Genomic DNA, 18908 nt, shown 5'->3' with positions numbered 1-18908 from the left:
TCGCGGACGGAGGCCATCACGGCCGCGCGCGACGCGGTCCGGCAGGCACGGGCCGGCCGCCTGACGGCGGAGCTCCCGCGGGAGCGGGCGGCGGAGCGTGTGCCGGCGCCGCGCCCGGCCGGTCCCGTCTCCGGTTCCTGTCCCAACGGCGCGCCCGCGCCCGCGTCCACGTCTGCTTCCGCCCCCGCGACCGAGCCGGACGCAGGCCCAGGCCCCGGCCCCGTTGACGCGACCCGGCGCGCACGGCTGGTGGAGGCCGTACGGGACAGGCTGCCGCTGTGGGTGCGCACGCGGTGCGGAGTGGAACCGCGCACGCTGGCCGCACTCGCCCTGGCCCTGGCCCTGGCCCTCGGCTTCGCCGTACACCACTTCTGGGGCGGGCGCCCGCAGGTGGTGCAGGCGCCGCCGGTGGAGTCGGCCTCCCGCTCGAGTCCCGTGCCCTCCCCGCCCTCTTTCCCGGCACCCTCCTCCGCCCCGGCGCCCGCGGCGGCTTCGGGTACGGCTTCCGGCGCGGCCCTTGGAGGAGGACCGCTGCTGGTGGACGTGGCGGGCGAGGTCCGCAGACCCGGTGTCCACCGGCTGCCGGCCGGAGCCCGGGTGGCCGACGCCCTGCGGGCCGCGGGCGGTGTCCGGCCGGGCACCGACCTCCACGGCCTCAACCGCGCCCGGCCGCTGGCCGACGGCGAGCAGATCGTCGTCGGGGAGCCTCCCACCGCGGCAGCCGTACCCGGCCCGCCCGCCGCCGGGTCCGCCGCCGGGGGCGGACCGGCGGCGGGCGGACCGGTCAGCCTCAACTCCGCCACGGCCGAACAGCTCGACACGCTCCCCGGCATCGGGCCCGTGATGGCCCAGCGCATCATCGACCACCGCACCGAGCGCGGCGGCTTCTCCTCCGTCGGGGAACTCCGCGAGGTCAGTGGGATCGGGGAGCGCCGCTTCGCCGAGCTGAAGCCGCTGGTCGGACCGTGACCGCGAACACGCGGACCGGTGCGGAGCCCCGTACGGAGGCTCCTACCGAGCCCCGGTCGGCGGTCCACTCCGCCGCGGGCCGCCGGCTGGGAGCGGCGGAACCGCGCCAGGAGGGCCCGGCCGACCTGCGGCTGGTGCCGCCGGCGCTGGCCGCCTGGGGTGCGGCGGCCCTGGCCCTGGGCGCTCCGGGCGGCGCGGCCGTCGCGGGCGTGGCGCTGTGTCTCCTCGGTGCGGCGGTGTGCCTGGTTCCGGCCCGGGGCCGGGCCGGGGTCCGGGGAGGCGGGCGTACGGCCGTCGCCATGACGCTGGTGTGCGCCGCCGCCGGCGGCGGGGTGGCCGCGGCGCACGCGGCCGATCTGCACCGAGGACCCCTGCCGGCGGCGGCCCGGCAGTACGCGCACGTCACCGCCGAGGTGGCCGTCACCGGCGACCCGCGCGTGGTCCGGCCCCGAGTACGCGGCTCGGAGCAGACGGCGGGCGCGGTGATACTGCGGGCAGAGGCCCTGCGCGTCACCACCGCCGACGGCACGGTGACCGCCACCCGGTCGCCGGTGCTCGTCCTGGTCCGGGGTACGGAATCGGCGGCCGGGCCGCCCGCGGGATGGCTCGAGCTGCTGCCCACCACCCGGCTGCGGCTCCAGGCCCGGCTCCTGCCACCTCAAGACGGTGCCGGGGGCCGTGACATCGCCGCCGTCCTGAGGGTGAGCGCCGGCGGACCGCCCACGGTGACCGCCGGCCCGACGGCCCCCCAGCGCATCGCGGGAGAGCTGCGCGCCGGGCTGCGGGAGGCCAGTGACGGGCTGCCGGGCGACGCGCGGGCGCTGCTGCCCGGACTGGTCGTCGGCGACACCTCGCGCATCCCGGCCGACCTCGACGCCGCCTTCCGGGCCGCCGACATGCTCCATCTGCTGGCGGTCAGCGGTGCGAACCTCGCGATCCTGCTGGTGCTGCTCATCGGGCCGCCGGGCAGGGCCGTACGAGCCGAACGCCGGGGCATGGCACCCCGGCTGGGGATGTCGCTGCGCACCACCGCGGTCGCCGGGGCGCTGCTCACCCTCGCCTTCGTGGTGGTCTGCCGCCCCGAGCCCAGTGTGCTGCGGGCGGCGGCCTGTGGGCTGATCACCATCGTGGCGATCGGCACCGGGCGGCGGCGGTCCCTGCTGCCGGCCCTGGCCGCCGCCGTACTGCTGCTCGTGCTCCACGACCCTTGGCTGGCACGGGACTTCGGCTTCATCCTCTCGGTCCTGGCCACCGGCTCGCTGCTCACCGTCGCACCCCGCTGGAGCGAGGCCCTGCGCCGCCGGGGGATGCCGGGGAGGCTCGCCGAGGCGCTGGCGGCGGCCGCGGCGGCCCAGGCGGTGTGCGCGCCCGTGGTCGCGGTCCTCGCGGCCCACGTCAGCCTGGTGGCGATCCCGTGCAACATGCTGGCCGAGTTCCTGGTCGCGCCCGCCACCGTGCTGGGCTTCGCCGCCCTGGTCACCGCGCCCCTCGCGCCGACGCCGGCCGAGGCGCTGGCCCGGCTGGCGGGCTGGCCCACCGGGGCCGTCGCCGCCATCGCGCGGACGGGAGCCTCCCTGCCCGGCGCCGAGATCGACTGGCCCGGCAGCTGGACCGGCGCACTGCTGCTGGCCGCGCTCACCGCGGCGGCGGTCCTGGCGGCCCGCCGACTGGTGCGGCACCGGTGGCTGTGCGTGGCCTGCGCCGTACTGCTGGCCCTGGCGGTCCTGCGCCCCGCCCCGCTGATCCGCCCGCTCACCGGCTGGCCGCCGCCGGGCTGGCGGCTGGCGGTCTGCGACGTGGGCCAGGGCGACGCGCTGGCACTGGCGGCGGGAGAGGGCGCGGCCGTGGTCGTCGACGCCGGCCCCGAGCCGGAGACGGTGGACCGCTGCCTGCGCGCCCTCGGCGTCACGGTCGTCCCCCTGCTGGTGCTCACCCACTTCCACGCCGACCACGTCGCCGGACTGGCCGGGGTGCTGCGGGGCCGTGCGGTCGGGGCGATCCAGACCACCGCCCGGGGCGAGCCGGCCGGGCAGGCGGCGGCGGTACGCCGTGAGGCGGCCCGCGCGGGGGTGCCGGTGATCGGGGCTGGGCCGGGGGAGCGGCGCCGGATCGGCGACCTGTCCTGGGAGGTGCTCTGGCCCCGCCGGCCGCCGCCGCCCGGACCGCCCTCCGCCTCGGGCGAGGACGCCAACGACGCCAGCGTCACCCTCCTGGTCCGCGCGGCCGGCCTGACCGTCCTCCTCCCCGGCGACCTCGAACCTCCGGCGCAGCGCGGCCTGCTGGCGGCACACCCCGACCTGCCCGCGGTGGACGTCCTCAAGGTGGCCCACCACGGCTCGGCCCACCAGCACCCGGCTCTGCTGGAGCGGCTGCGTCCCCGCGTCGCCCTCGTCTCCTGCGGGGAGGACAACCCCTACGGCCACCCGTCCCCGAAGGTCCTCGCCGGACTGCACGCCCTGGGCTCCGCCGTTGTGCGCACCGACACCCACGGCTCCCTGGCCGTCACCGCGGACGGCACGGTGATCGCGTCGGGCTGAGGGGCCGTCATACGCCGGATGCCGCCCGCCGGTCTCAGTCCCTCTCCAGCCAGCCGTCGTACTCGGCGGCGAGGGCGTCCAGTTCGGCCGGGTCGTACGCGCCGCCCGGGTCGTCGAGCACGACCAGCCACTGGGCGTCCTCGGCGTCGTCCTCGCCGGCCAGCGCCTCGCGGACCGGCCGCGGCTCCTCGGCCAGGCCGAGCCGTTCGGCGACCTCCTCCGCCACCTCCTGCGCGGCGTCGCGGTCGGGGAGCACCAGGATGTGTCGTACGTCGTCCACCGCGCCATTGTGCGACAGCCGCCGGAGCGGTCCGCGGACAGGTCCCGGGCGGTCCCGGGAGCCCCGGAGCCGCCGGGCTGTCGGCGGCTCGTGGGATGCTGGTGCGCGATGGCCGGTAAAACCAGGAAGTCCTCGACCGACGATCCCCTCGCCCCCGTCACGCTCGCGGTGGGCCAGGAGGATCTGCTGCTCGACCGCGCGGTGCGCCAGGTGATCGACGCGGCCAGGGCCGCCGACGCCGACACCGACGTGCGCGAACTCGCCCCCGCCGACCTGCGGCCCGGCACGCTGGCGGAGCTGACCAGCCCTTCCCTGTTCGCCGAGCGCAAGGTCGTGGTCGTCCGGGACGCGCAGGACCTGGCCGCCGACACGGTCAAGGACGTCAAGGCGTATCTGGGCTCCCCGGCCGAGGAGATCACCCTGGTGCTGGTGCACGCGGGCGGCGCCAAGGGCAAGGGGCTGCTGGACGCCGCCCGCAAGGCGGGTGCGCGCGAGGTCGCCTGTCCGAAGATGACCAAGCCCGCCGACCGGCAGGCGTTCGTGCGCGGCGAGTTCCGTGCCGCCGGGCGCTCGGCGACACCGGAGGCATGCCAGGCCCTGGTGGAGATCCTCGGCAGCGATCTGCGTGAACTGGCCAGTGCCTGCTCCCAGCTCACGGCCGATGTCGAGGGCACCGTCGACGAGGCGGTCGTGGCCCGCTACTACAGCGGGCGCGCCGAGGCGTCCAGCTTCACCATCGCCGACCGGGCGGTGGAGGGCAGGCTGCCCGAGGCGCTGGAGGCGCTGCGCTGGTCGCTGTCGACGGGTGTGGCCCCGGTGCTGGTCACCAGCGCCCTGGCCCAGGGGGTGCGGGGCATCGGCAGGCTGATGTCGGCCCCGCGCGGGATGCGCCCCGGGGATCTGGCCCGTGAACTGGGGATGCCGCCGTGGAAGATCGACCGGGTCCGTCAGCAGATGCGCGGCTGGTCGGCGGCCGGGGTGTCGGCGGCGCTGCGCGCGGTGGCCGAGGCCGACGCGGCGGTCAAGGGCGGCGGGGACGACCCGGGGTACGCCCTGGAGAAGGCCGTCGTCATCATCGCCCGCGCGGCCCGCTCCCGCTGAGGCGGAGTGGTGCGGAGTGGTAGCGGTGCGGGGGAGACGGAACGCGCACTGCCCGCCGCGGGGGATCACGGCGGGCAGTGCGCGTCAGACTCTCGGCCTGTGACTTCTCGGTGCGCCGCACCCGCGTGGCGAACGCAGGCCGCGTGCGGCGCGGTGGGCCGGCACGGAGCGGTGAGAGGGTCCGCTGGATTCCGCTTCGGCACCGGGGCGGGCCGCCGGCCGGCGGCCCGGGGGTTCAGCCCTTGAGAGCGGAGACCTTCTGGGCCAGCGCCGCCTTCTTGTTGGCGGCCTGGTTCTTGTGGATCACGCCCTTGCCGGCGGCCTTGTCGAGCTTCTTGCCGGCCACGCGCGCGGCCTCGGCGGCCTTCTCGGCGTCACCGGCGGCGATCGCCTCACGGGTGCGGCGGATGGCGGTCTTCAGCTCGGACTTGACCGCCTTGTTGCGCTGGCGGGCCTTCTCGTTGGTCTTGATCCGCTTGATCTGGGACTTGATGTTCGCCACGAAAGAGCCTTCTCGGGTTTGATGAGGTGTGATTCCGTGCCCGGTCTCCCCGAGCGGTCCCGTCGCACCGTCCGCGCGCCGGGCCCCGCGCGAGGGCATTGAGACACAGTCGGTCAGGGTACCAGCAGGCCTGATCGGCTCCCAAACCGGACCGTAAGCGCCACTCATGGGACGATGGGGGAGACGTACCGATCCGAGCCATGACCCGACAGGACCCTGCGTGCCCGCGACCCCATCGAACGTGCCGGAGCCGAGCCGTACCGACCCGGCGCTGATCCGCAACTTCTGCATCATCGCGCACATCGACCACGGCAAGTCGACGCTCGCCGACCGGATGCTCCAGCTCACCGGTGTCGTCGAGCAGCGCCAGATGCGCGCCCAGTACCTCGACCGCATGGACATCGAGCGCGAGCGCGGCATCACGATCAAGTCCCAGGCGGTCCGCCTGCCGTGGGCCCCCACCGAGGGTGAGGAGAAGGGGACGCCCCACATCCTCAACATGATCGACACCCCCGGGCACGTCGACTTCACCTACGAGGTGTCCCGCTCGCTGGCCGCGTGCGAGGGGTGCATCCTCCTGGTCGACGCCGCCCAGGGCATCGAGGCCCAGACGCTCGCCAACCTCTACCTGGCGATGGAGAACGACCTCACGATCATCCCCGTCCTCAACAAGATCGACCTCCCGGCCGCCCAGCCGGAGAAGTTCGCCGCCGAACTGGCGCACCTCATCGGCTGCGACCCGTCGGAGGTGCTGAAGGTCTCCGCCAAGACCGGCGAGGGCGTCGAGGCGCTGCTGGACGAGGTCGTGCGGCAGGTCCCGGCCCCGGTCGGCGTCGCGGACGCCCCCGCCCGCGCGATGATCTTCGACTCGGTCTACGACGCCTACCGGGGCGTCGTGACGTATGTGAAGGTCGTCGACGGCAAGCTCTCCAGGCGCGAGCGCATCCAGATGATGTCCACCGGCGCCGCCCACGAGCTGCTGGAGATCGGCACCAACAGTCCGGAGATGCTGCCCGCCGACGGCCTGTCCGTCGGCGAGGTGGGTTATCTGATCACCGGTGTGAAGGATGTGCGCCAGTCCAAGGTCGGCGACACCATCACCCAGTTCTCCAAGGGGGCCGCCGAACCGCTGGGCGGCTACAAGGACCCCAAGCCGATGGTGTTCTCCGGCCTGTATCCGCTGGACGGCTCGGACTACCCCGAGCTGCGCGACGCCCTGGACAAGCTCCAGCTCAACGACGCCGCGCTGGTCTACGAGCCGGAGACGTCCGCGGCCCTCGGCTTCGGCTTCCGCGTGGGCTTCCTCGGTCTGCTGCACCTGGAGGTCATCCGCGAGCGCCTGGAGCGCGAGTTCGGGCTCGACCTGATCGCCACCGCGCCCAACGTGGTCTACCGCGTGGACATGGAGGACGGCACCGAGCACATCGTCACCAACCCCAGCGAGTACCCGACGGGCAAGGTCGCCCAGGTGCACGAGCCGGTCGTCCGCGCGACGGTGCTGACCCCGAACGACTTCGTCGGCGCCGTGATGGAGCTGTGCCAGTCGCGGCGCGGCAACCTGCTGGGCATGGACTACCTGTCCGAGGACCGTGTCGAGCTGCGCTACACCCTCCCGCTGGCGGAGATCGTCTTCGACTTCTTCGACGCGCTCAAGTCCAAGACCCGCGGTTACGCCTCGCTCGACTACGAGCCGACCGGCGAGCAGACCGCCGACCTGGTCAAGGTCGACATCCTGCTGCACGGCGACAAGGTGGACGCCTTCTCCGCGATCGTCCACAAGGACAAGGCGTACAGCTACGGGGTCAGGATGGCCTCCAAGTTGCGCGAGCTCATCCCCCGGCAGCAGTTCGAGGTGCCCATCCAGGCCGCCATCGGCTCGCGCGTCATCGCCCGCGAGACCGTCCGCGCCATCCGCAAGGACGTGCTCGCCAAGTGCTACGGCGGTGACATCTCCCGCAAGCGGAAGCTGCTGGAGAAGCAGAAGGAGGGCAAGAAGCGCATGAAGGTGGTGGGCCGGGTGGAGGTCCCGCAGGAGGCCTTCATCGCCGCGCTCTCCTCGGACTCCGACGGCGGCGGCGACGCCAAGGGCAAGAAGTAGGGCCCGCCCGGGACCGGCCGCACGGCCCGCCCGGGCGGAAGCCGCAGGACGGAGCGTCGGTGAGGGCGCGCCCGCCGGCCCGCGCGGGCCGGCGGGCGCGCCCTCACACGTACGGGCCCGTGTGCGGGCGCACGGCCGGCCGGCCGGGGTATGTGGTGTATGTATCGCACAGGTCACGGCTTCACGTAGGCGATGTGCAAGCCCTTTCAAGGCGGGGCCTTCCGTCTTAGGCTGATCGCCCGCTCGGTTGTTACTCGCGAGTCACTCAATACGCACAGAGCAGTACGCACAGCACGGAACCGTTCCACCCCTTCCCACCCCAGCACTCGCGGTGGGCCGAGCCTTGGAGCCACCCCCCTGCACCGTCGCGGGCCCCGGAGGATGTTGTGAGCGACAGCCAGTCCCTGATCCAGAACCGTCCGCCCTCGGTGGCGAACCTCTTCCTGGAGCGCATCGAGGCGACTCCGGACGGTGAGGCGTACCGCTATCCCGTTCCCCCGGCCTCGGGCGAGGGGCCGGACGAGTGGCGTTCCTACACCTGGGGCGAGGCCGCGCGGCGCGTCTTCTCGATCGCCGCGGGCCTGATGGACCTGGGGGTCAGGCCCGAGGAGCGGGTCGCCATCGCTTCCAACACCAGGGCCGACTGGATCCTGTGCGACCTGGGCGTGCTGTGCGCCGGAGCGGCCACCACGACCGTCTACCCCAGCACCAACGCCGAGGAGACCGCCTACATCCTCGCCGACTCCGAGAGCCGTGTGCTGATCGCCGAGGACGCCGGGCAGCTCGCCAAGGCCCGCGAGTGCCGCGCGGAGCTGCCGGACCTCGCCCATGTGGTCGTCATCGAGGCGGAGGGCGCCGTGGCCGCCGAGGGCGACCCGGAGGGCTGGGTGCTGTCGCTGGACGAGCTGCGCAAGCGCGGTGAGGCGTACCTGGAGGAGCACCCCGAGGCGGTCAAGGAGACCGTCGGAGCCTTGCGCTCCGACCAGCTCGCCACCCTGATCTACACCTCCGGCACCACCGGCCGCCCCAAGGGCGTACGGCTGCCGCACGACGCCTGGTCCTACATGGCCAAGGCCATCGCCGCGACGGAGCTGGTCCGCGCCGACGACGTGCAGTACCTGTGGCTGCCGCTGGCTCACGTGTTCGGCAAGGTGCTCACCGCGGCCCAGATCGAGGTAGGCCACGTCACCGCCGTGGACGGCCGGGTCGACAAGATCATCGAGAACCTCCCGGTCGTGCGGCCCACCTACATGGCGGCCGTCCCCCGGATCTTCGAGAAGGTCTACAACGGGGTCGCCGCCAAGGCGCGGGCGGGCGGCGGCGCCAAGTACAAGATCTTCAAGTGGGCCTCCGGGGTCGCGCGCGAGTACGCCAAGGTCACCCAGGACAACTTCCGCCGCACCGGCACGGCCTCCGCGCCCGCCGGCCTGAGGATGAAGCACGCGGTGGCCGACAAGCTCGTCTACGCCAAGCTCCGCGAGGCCTTCGGCGGAAGGCTGCGCGCCTGCGTCTCCGGCTCCGCCGCCCTGGCCCCGGAGATCGGCTACTTCTTCGCCGGCGCCGGCGTCCACATCCTGGAGGGCTACGGGCTCACCGAGTCCAGCGCCGCCAGCTTCGTCAACCCCGGCGAGGCGTACCGCACCGGCACGGTCGGCAAGCCGCTGCCCGGCACCGAGGTGCGCATCGCCGAGGACGGCGAGATCCTGCTGCGCGGCCCCGGCATCATGCAGGGCTACCACAGGCTGCCGGAGAAGACCGCCGAGGTCCTGGAGGAGGACGGCTGGTTCCACACCGGCGACATCGGCGAGCTGTCGGAGGACGGCTACCTGCGGATCACCGACCGCAAGAAGGACCTGATCAAGACCTCCGGCGGCAAGTACATCGCCCCGGCCGAGGTCGAGGGGCAGTTCAAGGCGGTCTGCCCCTACGTCTCCAACATCCTGGTGCACGGCGCCGACCGCAACTACTGCACCGCGCTCATCGCGCTCGACGAGCCCACCATCATGGGCTGGGCCGAGGAGCACGGGATGGGCGGGAAGAGCTACGCGGAGGTCGTCGGCTCCGACGAGGTGCACAAGCTCGTCGACGGCTATGTCCAGCGCCTCAACGAAGGCCTCCAGCGCTGGCAGACGATCAAGAAGTTCCGGATCCTGCCGCGCGACCTGGACATCGAGCACGGTGAGCTCACTCCGAGCCTGAAGCTGAAGCGGCCCGCGGTGGAGAAGGAGTTCGGCCACCTGATCGAGGAGATGTACGCGGGCACCCGCGAGGCGTGAGGCCCGGGGCCCGGAAGGAGCCGGAAGGGGCCGGAGACGCCGCGCCGCGTGCGTCCCCGGCCCTTCCCCTCCGGGCCCCGGGCGGACCGTTCAGGGCTTGCGCCCCACACCGCAGAAGGCGTCGACCTCCTCCTCACCCTCCCCAGGCCCGCCTTCCCGCGCGGGGTCGGGTCGCCAGCGATTGCACGACACCACCCCGGGCTCCACCAGTTCCAGGCCGTCGAAGAAGGCGGCGATCCGCTCGGGACCGCGCAGGACGAGCGGTGCGTTGCCGGAGGAGTTCCACACCTCCACGATCCTGTCCGACCGCTCGCCGTGGATGACGTTGGTGCCGTCGTACAGCACCAGGTGGCTGCCCGGCGGCAGGGCGTCCATCAGCCGGCGCACGATGCCGTACGCCTCGTCGTCGTCGGTGACGAACTCCATGATGCCCATCAGCAGCAGGGCGACGGGCCGGGTGAGGTCCAGCGTCGCCGCGGCGCCCCGAAGGATCGCCTCGGGGTCGCGCAGATCGGCGTGGACGTACTCGGTCGCGCCCTCGGGCGAGCTGGTGAGCAGGGCGCGGGCGTGGGCCAGCACCAGGGGGTCGTTGTCGACGTAGACGACGCGCGACTCGGGGGCCAGCCGCTGCGCGATCTCGTGGGTGTTGTCCACGGTGGGCAGCCCGGTGCCGACGTCCAGGAACTGGCGGACGCCGGCCTCGGCGACCAGGTACCGCACGGTCCGGCCGAGGAGGGCGCGGGAGGCGCGGGCCAGTCGGGGCACGTCGGGCAGGATCGCCGTGATCTGGTCGCCGACCGCGCGGTCGACCTCGTAGTTGTCCTTCCCTCCCAGCCAGTAGTTCCAGATCCGCGCCACGTGCGACACCGTGGTGTCGATCACGGGCGGTGCCTGCGGTTCGGGTGCGGGCGGGGGGTCGCTCACGGGAGGGGGCCTCCTGTCACGGATCACGGCGGTGGTCGTCGCACAACGTAACCCAACTACCGCCGGGAGGAGGCTGGTTGGCGCCGGATCGGCACGTCGGCAGGAGCCCCCCGCGGAGGATCCGGCGCGGTCCGTGCGACCCGGCTCCGCGCGATGGAGCGGGGATCGAGCGGGGATGGAGCGGGGATGCCCGCCCGGGAACCGTCCGGCGGGAGGAAGCCGCGGCCACGAACCGTTGCTTCGGACGCACTGGCCTCGTACGGCGCACACGTGCGGACGGGATTGCGCCCCATCGCCCGATGGAGCCGGGTGCGCGCCACCGGCCGTCGTTCAGGCCCGGGTGTAGCCGCCGTCGGCGAAGAGTTCGGCGCCGGTGACGAACGACGAGGCGTCCGAAGCCAGGAAGAGGGCGGCCCCGGCGATCTCCTCGGCGTCGGCCAGCCGCCCCAGTGGCACGGCGGCCTCGGCGAACCGGTCGGCGTCCGGCCCCGCGACACCGAGCAGGCCAGGGGTCCGCGTGGGTCCCGGGCTGAGCACGTTGACCCGGAACCGGCGCTCCTGTGACTGCCGGGCCCAGTTGTGCACGAGGTTGCTCACCGCCGCCTTCGAGGCGCTGTAGACCTCGAGCTGCTCATTGGGCCGCAGACTGTTGCTCGAGCCGACGACCAGGACGGAGGCGTTCTCCGCCAGCAGCGGAAGCGCCTTCTGAACGGTGAACAGCGGGCCCTTGACGTTGACGGCGAGTGTCAGGTCGACGTTCGCCTCGGTATGGGCGCCGAGCGCAGCGTCCGCGACGATTCCCGCGTTGGCCACCAGCACGTCGATGCGCCCGGCCTCCTCACGGACCCGCGCGTAGAGCGCGTCCAGATCGGCCAGGACCGAGACGTCGGACCGTACGCCGGTGGCCGCGGGGCCCATCTCCTCGACCGCCGCTTCGAGGCGGTCGATGTCCCGGCCGGTCACGAAGACCCGTGCGCCTTCCCGGATGAAGCGGTGGGCGATGGCCAGCCCGATCCCGCTGGTCCCTCCGGTGATCACGGCCACCTTCTCCTGCAGCACACCCGGCATGTCGAACCCCTCATGTTGTGGAATGGATCGTCCATAACGTAGGCGGTAATGGACGATCGAGTCAAGAATTAGTAGGGTGGGACCATGCCGAGACCACGCGCATTCGACGAACGCCAAGTCCTGGAGCGGGCCCGGGAACAGTTCTGGGCGACCGGCTATGCGGGAACCCGGATGGACGACATCGCCCGGGCGACCGGCCTTGGCAAGGGCAGCCTGTACGGTGCGTTCGGCGACAAGGGAAAGCTGTTTCACCGTGTGTTCGGCGACTGGTGCACCGCGGTCGTCGAGGTGGCGGAAGGGCGGCTGTCAGGCGGCCCGGACGCAGAGGCCCTGGCCCGGCTGTCGGGCTATGTGCACCTGATGGCGGAGAACGCCGCCTCCGACACCGAGCGCCGCGGGTGCTTGTTGGCCAAGGGCGCGGCGGAACTGGCCCAGCACGATCCGACGGTCGCCGGACGGTCGGCCGAGACCATGAAGGCGTTGTCGGCCCTGCTGCGGACGGAGATCAGCGCCGCCCAGCGTCACGGCGACATCGACAGCGCCGCGGATCCGGAGCGCTTGGCGGCACTGCTGCTGACGGTGGTCCGAGGCGTCGAAGCGGTGGGCAAGGCCGGCCTGGACCCGGAGACGCTGCGGAACATCGCAGACACCGCACTGGCGGTGCTGCCCGTGCCCGAGGGACGGAAACGCCTCGCAGCCGGGCGCAGTCCGGCCCGTGAGAACTGACTCGACGCCGTCACGGCCATACGGTCCGCCGGCCAGTGCCCAGCGCCGCGTCAGCCAGGGTTCACTCCGCTCGCCGCACTGGCACGCACACCCCCGCCTCCGGCCGGGGGAGCCTCGCTACCGGGCAGACATCGGCTGACGCGGCACCGGCACCCCGGCAGAAGAACCCATGCAAGATCTAACGACGAACTACCGGCGCAGGACACTAGTCCACCAGGTCGCGGACCACCGCGTCGGCCAGCAGCCGGCCGCGCAGGGTCAGCGCCGCGCGCCCGCGCTCGTACGCCTCCGGGCGCAGCAGCCCGTCCGCCAGCGCCCGCACGGCGGCGCGCGCCCCGGCCGGGGCCAGGACGTCCAGCGGTACGCCGTCCACCAGCCGCAGCTCCAGCAGGATCCGCTCCACCCGCCGGTCCTCGTCGTCCAGCACCTCGCGGCCCACGCCCGGTGAACGGCCCTCGGCGAGTGCCTGGGCGTACGCGCCGGGGTGCTTGGCGTTCCACCAGCGCACCCCGCCGACGTGGCTGTGCGCCCCCGGACCGGCGCCCCACCAGTCGGCGCCCGTCCAGTACAGCTCGTTGTGACGGCAGCGGGCGGCCTCCGACACCGCCCAGTTCGACACCTCGTACCAGTGGAGACCGGCCGCCGACAGCATCTCCTCGGCGATCAGGTAGCGGTCGGCGTGCACGTCGTCGTCCGTCATCGGCACCTCGCCGCGCCGGATGCGGGAGGCCAGCCGCGTGCCGTCCTCCACGATCAGCGCGTACGCCGAGACATGGTCGGGCCCGGCGCCGAGGGCGGCCTCCAGCGAGGCCCGCCAGTCGTCGTCGCCCTCGCCCGGGGTGCCGTAGATCAGGTCCAGGTTGACGTGCTCGAAGCCCGCCGCGCGGGCCTCGGCCACGCACGCCTCGGGACGGCCGGGGGTGTGGGCGCGGTCCAGCACGGCCAGCACATGGCGCCGGGCGCTCTGCATGCCGAAGGAGATCCGGTTGAAGCCCGCCTCGCGCAGTCCGGCCAGGTACGCCGGATCGACGGACTCCGGATTGGCCTCCGTGGTGACCTCGGCGCCCTCCGCCAGTCCGAACTCCTCGCGGACCACGGCCAGCATCCGCCCCAGGTCGGCGGCGGGCAGCAGGGTGGGGGTGCCGCCGCCGACGAAGACCGTCTCCACGGGCCGGGGATCGTCGCCGAGCACCTTGCGGGCCAGCCGTACCTCCTCGGCCAGCGTCTCCGAGTAGTTCTCCCGGGAGGCGAGCGCGCCGCCGGAGCCGCGCAGCTCGCTCGCGGTGTAGGTGTTGAAGTCGCAGTAGCCGCAGCGCGTCGCGCAGTACGGCACGTGCAGGTAGAAGCCGAGGGGGCGCCGCGCCGCGCCCGCCAGGGCGTGCGCGGGCAGGGATCCGTCGGCGGGGACGGGCTCGCCGTCGGGCAGTGCGGAAGGCATGGGGTCCATTGTCCCGCACCCGCACCCGCCCCGGACGGGCGGAGCGCTCACCGGCCCCCGGGGCTCACCGGCCGTCCGGCCCGCCCGCCGGCCCGCCCACCGTGACATGGTCGATCAGCCGCTCGACCGGGCCGAGGAGCCCCGGCTCCAGATCCCTGTAGTCGCGCACGCTGCCCAGGATCCGCTTCCACGCCGCGCCGGTGTTCTCCTGCCAGCCCAGCGCCCGGCACACCCCCGTCTTCCAGTCCTGACCGCGCGGCACCCGGGGCCAGGCGCCGATGCCCAGGGCGGACGGCTTCACCGCCTCCCAGACGTCGATGTACGGATGACCGACGACCAGCACGTTCTCACCGGTGACCCCGGCGGCGATCCGGGACTCCTTGGAGCCGGGCACCAGATGGTCCACCAGCACGCCCAGCCGGGCCTCGGGGGTGGGGCCGAAGGCCTCCACGACCGCCGGGAGGTCGTCCACGCCCTCCAGGTACTCCACGACCACGCCCTCGATCCGCAGGTCGTCGCCCCAGACCTTCTCCACCAGCTCCGCGTCGTGGCGCCCCTCGACGTAGATGCGCCCCGCCCGCGCCACCCGTGCGCGGGCGCCCGGCACCGCCACCGACCCCGAGGCCGTGCGCCGGGGCGCCTTGGGGGCGGGCGGTGCCGCCGCCCGCGGCCGGACGAGGGTGACGGTCTTCCCTTCCAGCAGGAAACCGCGCGGCTCCATCGGGAAGACCCGGTGCTTGCCGAAGCGGTCCTCCAGCGTGACGGTGAACCCCTGCGCCGTCCTCTCGCAGCGCACCACGGCCCCGCAGAAACCGGTCGTGACCTCCTCCACCACCAGATCCGGCTCGGCGGGCACCTCGGGCGCGGGCCTGTGGTTCCCCGAGGTCCGCTTCCACGGAGGGGTCAGGTCGGGGCCGTACTGTCTGCTGCGCATGCGGTCATTGTGTTACGGGATCGCCACCGCGAAACCTGCCGTGAGACCTGGGGCGGAGCCCTGCCGCGAAACCCGCCGGGGCATCCGTCACCCGAGGCCGAAGCGCTCCGCCAGCGCGTCGCGCTGGGCGCGGACGAAGGCGGCGTCCACCACCGCCCCGTGGCCCGGCACGTACCGCGCGTCCTCGCCGCCCAGGGCGAGCAGCCGGTCCAGCGCGGCAGGCCAGTGGACGGGGTGGGAGTCCGGGCCCGCCTGCGGCTCGCCGGACTCCTCCACCAGATCGCCGCAGAAGACCACGTCCGGCCCGCCCAGGACGCCGGGGACCACGACGGCCAGGTCGTGGGCGGTGTGCGCCGGGCCGACGTTGGCCAGGAGCGCCTCCCGGCCGCCCAGCCGGACGGTCAGCTCGCCGGCCACCCGGTGGTGCGGGTGGACGAGCACGTCGACCGCCTCGGCCGCTTCCCGCGGGTCCACGCCGTGCCGCACGGCGTCCTGGCGCAACTCGTCCCCCGAGTGGACCAGCAGATCCTCGATCCCCACCGCCCCGTAGACCTCCACCCCGGCGAAGGCCGAGGCGCCCAGGACGTGGTCGAAGTGCGGATGGGTCAGCGCCACATGGGTCACCGGCAGCCCGAAGCGCTCGTGCAGGTACCGCCGGACGCGCGCGCCGTCACCCAGCGTCGCGCCGGTGTCGACCACCAGCACTCCCGTCTCGCCCGCCACGGCCCCGACCGTCTCGTCCCAGCCGGGCATGCGGCGGCGTACGACTCCAGGCGACAGCTCTTCCCAATCCGTCTCCATACCGCGACGCTAGCGCCATCACGCGGGCGGTGCCCGCCGGGATGTGGCGGGGATCGCCCTTCCCGGTCGGCGCCCGCCCTTGCCCCGGCCACGGTCACCGGCCGTACACTGGCACGGGATGACTGGCACTCACCGGCTGAGAGTGCCAGAGAACGCCAGGGAAGAGGACCGGAAAGAGACGGCCGGACGGGAGGTGCGCCCAGATGCTCAGCGAACGCAGACTCGAAGTCCTGCGCGCCATCGTCCAGGACTACGTGGGCACGCAGGAGCCGGTGGGGTCCAAGGCGCTGACCGAGCGGCACAACCTCCAGGTCTCCCCGGCCACCGTGCGCAACGACATGGCGGCCCTGGAGGACGAGGGGTACATCGCCCAGCCGCACACCAGTGCGGGCCGCGTCCCCACCGACAAGGGGTACCGCCTGTTCGTCGACAGGCTGGCCGGCGTCAAGCCGCTGTCCAAGCCGGAGCGCCGGGCGATCCAGAACTTCCTGGAGGACGCCGTCGACCTCGACGACGTCGTCAGCCGCACCGTGCGGCTGCTGGCCCAGCTCACCCGCCAGGTCGCCGTCGTCCAGTACCCCTCGCTGACCCGCTCGACCGTCCGCCACGTCGAGCTGCTGCTCCTGGCCCCCGCGCGTCTGATGCTCGTGCTGATCACGGACACCGGGCGGGTGGAGCAGCGCATGGTGGACTGCCCGGCCCCCATCTCGGAGTCGTCCCTGGCCGATCTGCGCGCCCGGCTCAACAGCCGGGTGGTCGGCGAGCGCTTCTCGGAGGTGCCCAGGCTGGTGCAGGACCTGCCGGAGTCCTTCGACGCCGAGGACCGCGGCACGGTCTCGACGGTGCTCGCCACTTTGCTGGAGACTCTGGTGGAGGAGACCGAGGAGCGGCTGATGATCGGCGGAACCGCCAATCTCACCCGCTTCGTGCACGACTTCCCGCTGACCATCCGGCCGGTGCTGGAAGCTCTGGAGGAGCAGGTCGTCCTGCTCAAGCTGCTGGGGGAGGCGAAGGATCCGGGCATGACGGTGCGAATCGGTCATGAGAATGTTCACGAGGGGCTGACGTCCACGTCGGTCGTCTCGGTCGGTTACGGTTCGGGAGACGAGGCGGTCGCCAAGCTCGGTGTGGTCGGGCCGACCCGCATGGACTACCCCGGAACGATGGGAGCGGTACGCGCAGTGGCACGTTACGTCGGACAGATCCTCGCGGAGTCGTAAGTGGCAACCGACTACTACGCGGTCCTGGGCGTACAGCGCGATGCCTCGCAGGACGAGATCAAGAAGGCCTTCCGCAGGCTCGCGCGCGAACTGCACCCCGACGTCAACCCGGATCCGAAGACGCAGGAGCGGTTCAAGGAGATCAACACCGCCTACGAGGTGCTCTCCGACCCGCAGAAGAAGCAGATGTACGACCTCGGCGGCGACCCCGCGGGCGGCGCGGGCCGAGGCGGCGGCTTCGGCGGGGGCTTCGGGAACTTCTCCGACATCATGGACGCCTTCTTCGGCGCCGCCTCCCAGCGCGGGCCGAGGTCGCGCACCCGGCGCGGCCAGGACGCCATGATCCGGCTCGACATCGAGCTGGACGAGGCGGCCTTCGGCACCACCAAGGACATCCAGGTGGACACGGCGGTCGTCTGCACCACGTGCAGCGGCGAGGGGGCGGCCCCCGGCACCTCCGCGCAGACGTGCGACATGTGCCGCGGCCGCGGAGAGGTCTCGCAGGTCACCCGGTCCTTCCTGGGCCAGGTCATGACCTCGCGCCCCTGCCCGCAGTGCCAGGGCTTCGGCACGGTCGTGCCCACCCCGTGCCCGGAGTGCGCCGGCGACGGCCGGGTGCGCTCGCGGCGCAACCTGACGGTGAAGATCCCGGCCGGCGTCGACAACGGCACCCGCATCCAGCTCGCCGGCGAGGGCGAGGTCGGCCCGGGCGGCGGCCCGGCGGGCGACCTGTACGTCGAGATCCACGAGGTGCCGCACCCGGTCTTCCAGCGGCGCGGCGACGACCTGCACTGCACGGTCACCATCCCCATGACGGCGGCGGCACTGGGCACCAAGGTCCCGCTGGAGACGCTGGACGGCCTGGAGGAGGTCGACATCCGGCCCGGCACCCAGTCCGGCCAGTCGATCCCGCTCCACCAGCGCGGTGTGACGCATCTGCGCGGCGGCGGCCGCGGCGACCTGATCGTCCATGTGGAGGTCCAGACGCCGAACAAGCTGGACCCGGAGCAGGAGGAGCTGCTGCGCCGCCTGGCCAAGCTGCGGGGCGAGGAACGGCCGACGGGCCAGTTCCAGCCGGGGCAGCAGGGGTTGTTCTCGCGGTTGAAGGACGCGTTCAACGGGCGCTGAGGTGCTGGGGCGGGTCGCTCCCGGCGGGCGTGGCAGGATGCCGTCATGCCCACCGAGCTGATCACCCCGGCCGCCAGGCCGGGACACCCCGCCGGGCGGCCGGTGTGACCGCCCCCGTCTTCCTGGCCGAGACCGCCGCCCTGGCCGGTGCCGCTCCCGGCGCCGTGCTGGCGCTGGAGGGGCCCGAGGGCCGGCACGCCGTCGCGGTACGGCGGCTGCGCGCGGGCGAGGAGATCGTCCTCACCGACGGGGCGGGCACCGGGGCCTTCGGCACCGTCGCGGCCGTCGCGGGGAAGGACCGGCTGGAGGTCGCTGTCACCGAGGTGCGCGCCGAACCGGAGCCGCGCCCGCGGATCACCGTCGTCCAGGCCCTGCCCAAGGGCGACCGCGGCGAGCTCGCCGTGGAGACGATGACGGAGACGGGCGTGGACGCGATCGTCCCCTGGTCCGCGTCGCGCTGCGTCACGCAGTGGCGGGGCGAGCGCGGGCAGAAGGCGCTGCGCAAGTGGCGTTCCACCGCGCGCGAGGCCGGCAAGCAGTCGCGCAGGCTGCGCTTCCCGGTGGTCGCCGAGCCGGCGACCACCCGGCAGCTGCTCCCGCTGCTGTCGTCCGCCGCCTTCGCGGCCGTCCTCCACGAGGAGGGGGCGCTCCCGCTGGCGACCGCCGGGCTGCCGGCCGAGGGCGAGCTGGTGCTCGTCGTCGGCCCGGAGGGCGGGGTCGCCCCGGAGGAGCTGGAGGCGTTCGAGCGGGTGGGCGCGCGCCCGTACCGGCTGGGCCCGAGCGTGCTGCGCACCTCCACGGCGGGCACGGCGGCGTCGGCGCTGCTGCTGGGACGCACCGGCCGCTGGTCCTGATCACCGGCGCCGGGGCCGGGGTACGATCGGCGCTGCGTGACCACCGATCGAC

General features: G+C 73.5%; 16 protein-coding genes. 9 read left to right on the top strand and 7 right to left on the bottom strand.

Features of this window, described 5'->3' with window-relative positions; genetic code table 11:
• Positions 1–300 precede the first annotated feature (300 nt).
• The gene (locus tag CUT83_RS30675) at positions 301–969 is read left to right on the top strand and encodes a ComEA family DNA-binding protein (protein WP_240958154.1); all 669 of its coding nucleotides are present in this window, start codon (positions 301–303) and stop codon (positions 967–969) included.
• Positions 966–3506 carry a ComEC/Rec2 family competence protein gene (locus tag CUT83_RS02830; protein ID WP_101254262.1) on the top strand — a complete coding sequence of 847 codons (2541 nt, stop codon included), beginning with the start codon at positions 966–968 and terminating at the stop codon, positions 3504–3506. The genes CUT83_RS30675 and CUT83_RS02830 overlap by 4 nt, the downstream gene beginning before the upstream one ends.
• Positions 3507–3540: 34 nt before the next feature.
• Here the strand turns inward: CUT83_RS02830 and CUT83_RS02825 are convergent, their stop codons facing one another.
• Complete coding sequence (locus tag CUT83_RS02825; protein WP_101254261.1) at positions 3541–3786, bottom strand: hypothetical protein; 246 nt, start codon at positions 3784–3786, stop codon at positions 3541–3543.
• A gap of 108 nt (positions 3787–3894) precedes the next feature.
• Here CUT83_RS02825 and holA point away from each other — a divergent pair, with 108 nt between their 5' ends.
• Entirely contained in the window at positions 3895–4887 is a 993-nt protein-coding gene (gene holA / locus CUT83_RS02820) for a DNA polymerase III subunit delta (protein ID WP_101254260.1), read from the top strand.
• A 235-nt stretch (positions 4888–5122) separates the two neighbouring features.
• Here holA and rpsT read toward each other — a convergent pair whose 3' ends face one another.
• Entirely contained in the window at positions 5123–5389 is a 267-nt protein-coding gene (gene rpsT / locus CUT83_RS02815; protein WP_093849076.1) for a 30S ribosomal protein S20, read from the bottom strand.
• A 220-nt stretch (positions 5390–5609) separates the two neighbouring features.
• On the opposite strand from rpsT, the gene lepA reads away from it, so the two are divergent.
• Both lepA and CUT83_RS02805 read left to right on the top strand, forming a co-directional pair.
• Positions 5610–7487: a translation elongation factor 4 gene (gene lepA / locus CUT83_RS02810; protein WP_101254259.1), complete on the top strand. Its 1878-nt coding sequence runs from the start codon at positions 5610–5612 to the stop codon at positions 7485–7487.
• 386 nt (positions 7488–7873) lie between these two features.
• The gene (locus tag CUT83_RS02805) at positions 7874–9763 is read left to right on the top strand and encodes an AMP-dependent synthetase/ligase (protein WP_101254258.1); all 1890 of its coding nucleotides are present in this window, start codon (positions 7874–7876) and stop codon (positions 9761–9763) included.
• 90 nt (positions 9764–9853) lie between these two features.
• Here the strand turns inward: CUT83_RS02805 and CUT83_RS02800 are convergent, their stop codons facing one another.
• Positions 9854–10687 (bottom strand): SAM-dependent methyltransferase, encoded by an 834-nt coding sequence (locus tag CUT83_RS02800; RefSeq protein ID WP_101254257.1) that lies wholly within the window; start codon positions 10685–10687, stop codon positions 9854–9856.
• A 330-nt stretch (positions 10688–11017) separates the two neighbouring features.
• Positions 11018–11755 carry an SDR family NAD(P)-dependent oxidoreductase gene (locus tag CUT83_RS02795; RefSeq protein WP_101254256.1) on the bottom strand — a complete coding sequence of 246 codons (738 nt, stop codon included), beginning with the start codon at positions 11753–11755 and terminating at the stop codon, positions 11018–11020.
• Between the two features lie 84 nt (positions 11756–11839).
• Here CUT83_RS02795 and CUT83_RS02790 point away from each other — a divergent pair, with 84 nt between their 5' ends.
• Positions 11840–12481, top strand: coding sequence for a TetR/AcrR family transcriptional regulator (locus CUT83_RS02790; protein ID WP_101254255.1), 642 nt, complete (start codon positions 11840–11842; stop codon positions 12479–12481).
• A gap of 205 nt (positions 12482–12686) precedes the next feature.
• Here CUT83_RS02790 and hemW read toward each other — a convergent pair whose 3' ends face one another.
• The 3 genes from hemW to CUT83_RS02775 all read right to left on the bottom strand — a co-directional run bounded on the left by hemW (position 12687) and on the right by CUT83_RS02775 (position 15654).
• On the bottom strand, positions 12687–13919 hold the full coding sequence (hemW, locus tag CUT83_RS02785; RefSeq protein WP_101254254.1) for a radical SAM family heme chaperone HemW: 1233 nt from the start codon (positions 13917–13919) through the stop codon (positions 12687–12689).
• A gap of 64 nt (positions 13920–13983) precedes the next feature.
• Positions 13984–14853: a DUF3097 domain-containing protein gene (locus CUT83_RS02780; protein ID WP_101254253.1), complete on the bottom strand. Its 870-nt coding sequence runs from the start codon at positions 14851–14853 to the stop codon at positions 13984–13986.
• Between the two features lie 87 nt (positions 14854–14940).
• Complete coding sequence (locus CUT83_RS02775) at positions 14941–15654, bottom strand: MBL fold metallo-hydrolase (protein ID WP_101254252.1); 714 nt, start codon at positions 15652–15654, stop codon at positions 14941–14943.
• 203 nt (positions 15655–15857) lie between these two features.
• Between CUT83_RS02775 and hrcA the strand changes: the two genes are divergently transcribed.
• The 3 genes from hrcA to CUT83_RS02760 all read left to right on the top strand — a co-directional run bounded on the left by hrcA (position 15858) and on the right by CUT83_RS02760 (position 18856).
• The gene (gene hrcA, locus CUT83_RS02770) at positions 15858–16874 is read left to right on the top strand and encodes a heat-inducible transcriptional repressor HrcA (protein WP_101254251.1); all 1017 of its coding nucleotides are present in this window, start codon (positions 15858–15860) and stop codon (positions 16872–16874) included.
• Positions 16875–18002, top strand: a complete 1128-nt coding sequence (gene dnaJ / locus CUT83_RS02765) for a molecular chaperone DnaJ (RefSeq protein ID WP_101254250.1) — start codon at positions 16875–16877, stop codon at positions 18000–18002.
• A gap of 104 nt (positions 18003–18106) precedes the next feature.
• Complete coding sequence (locus tag CUT83_RS02760) at positions 18107–18856, top strand: 16S rRNA (uracil(1498)-N(3))-methyltransferase (protein WP_101254249.1); 750 nt, start codon at positions 18107–18109, stop codon at positions 18854–18856.
• Positions 18857–18908: the final 52 nt, after the last annotated feature.

Source organism: Streptomyces barkulensis (assembly GCF_002843305.1).
GTDB lineage: Bacteria > Actinomycetota > Actinomycetes > Streptomycetales > Streptomycetaceae > Streptomyces > Streptomyces barkulensis.
This window is presented reverse-complemented; position numbering and strand designations above follow the sequence as displayed.

Coding starts and splice junctions, on each gene's coding strand:
- holA (WP_101254260.1), top strand. CDS start 3,895: ATGGCCGGTAAAACCAGGAAGTCCTCGACCGACGATCCCCTCGCCCCC.
- CUT83_RS02795 (WP_101254256.1), bottom strand. CDS start 11,755: ATGCCGGGTGTGCTGCAGGAGAAGGTGGCCGTGATCACCGGAGGGACC.
- CUT83_RS02790 (WP_101254255.1), top strand. CDS start 11,840: ATGCCGAGACCACGCGCATTCGACGAACGCCAAGTCCTGGAGCGGGCC.
- hemW (WP_101254254.1), bottom strand. CDS start 13,919: ATGCCTTCCGCACTGCCCGACGGCGAGCCCGTCCCCGCCGACGGATCC.
- CUT83_RS02780 (WP_101254253.1), bottom strand. CDS start 14,853: ATGCGCAGCAGACAGTACGGCCCCGACCTGACCCCTCCGTGGAAGCGG.
- CUT83_RS02775 (WP_101254252.1), bottom strand. CDS start 15,654: ATGGAGACGGATTGGGAAGAGCTGTCGCCTGGAGTCGTACGCCGCCGC.
- hrcA (WP_101254251.1), top strand. CDS start 15,858: ATGCTCAGCGAACGCAGACTCGAAGTCCTGCGCGCCATCGTCCAGGAC.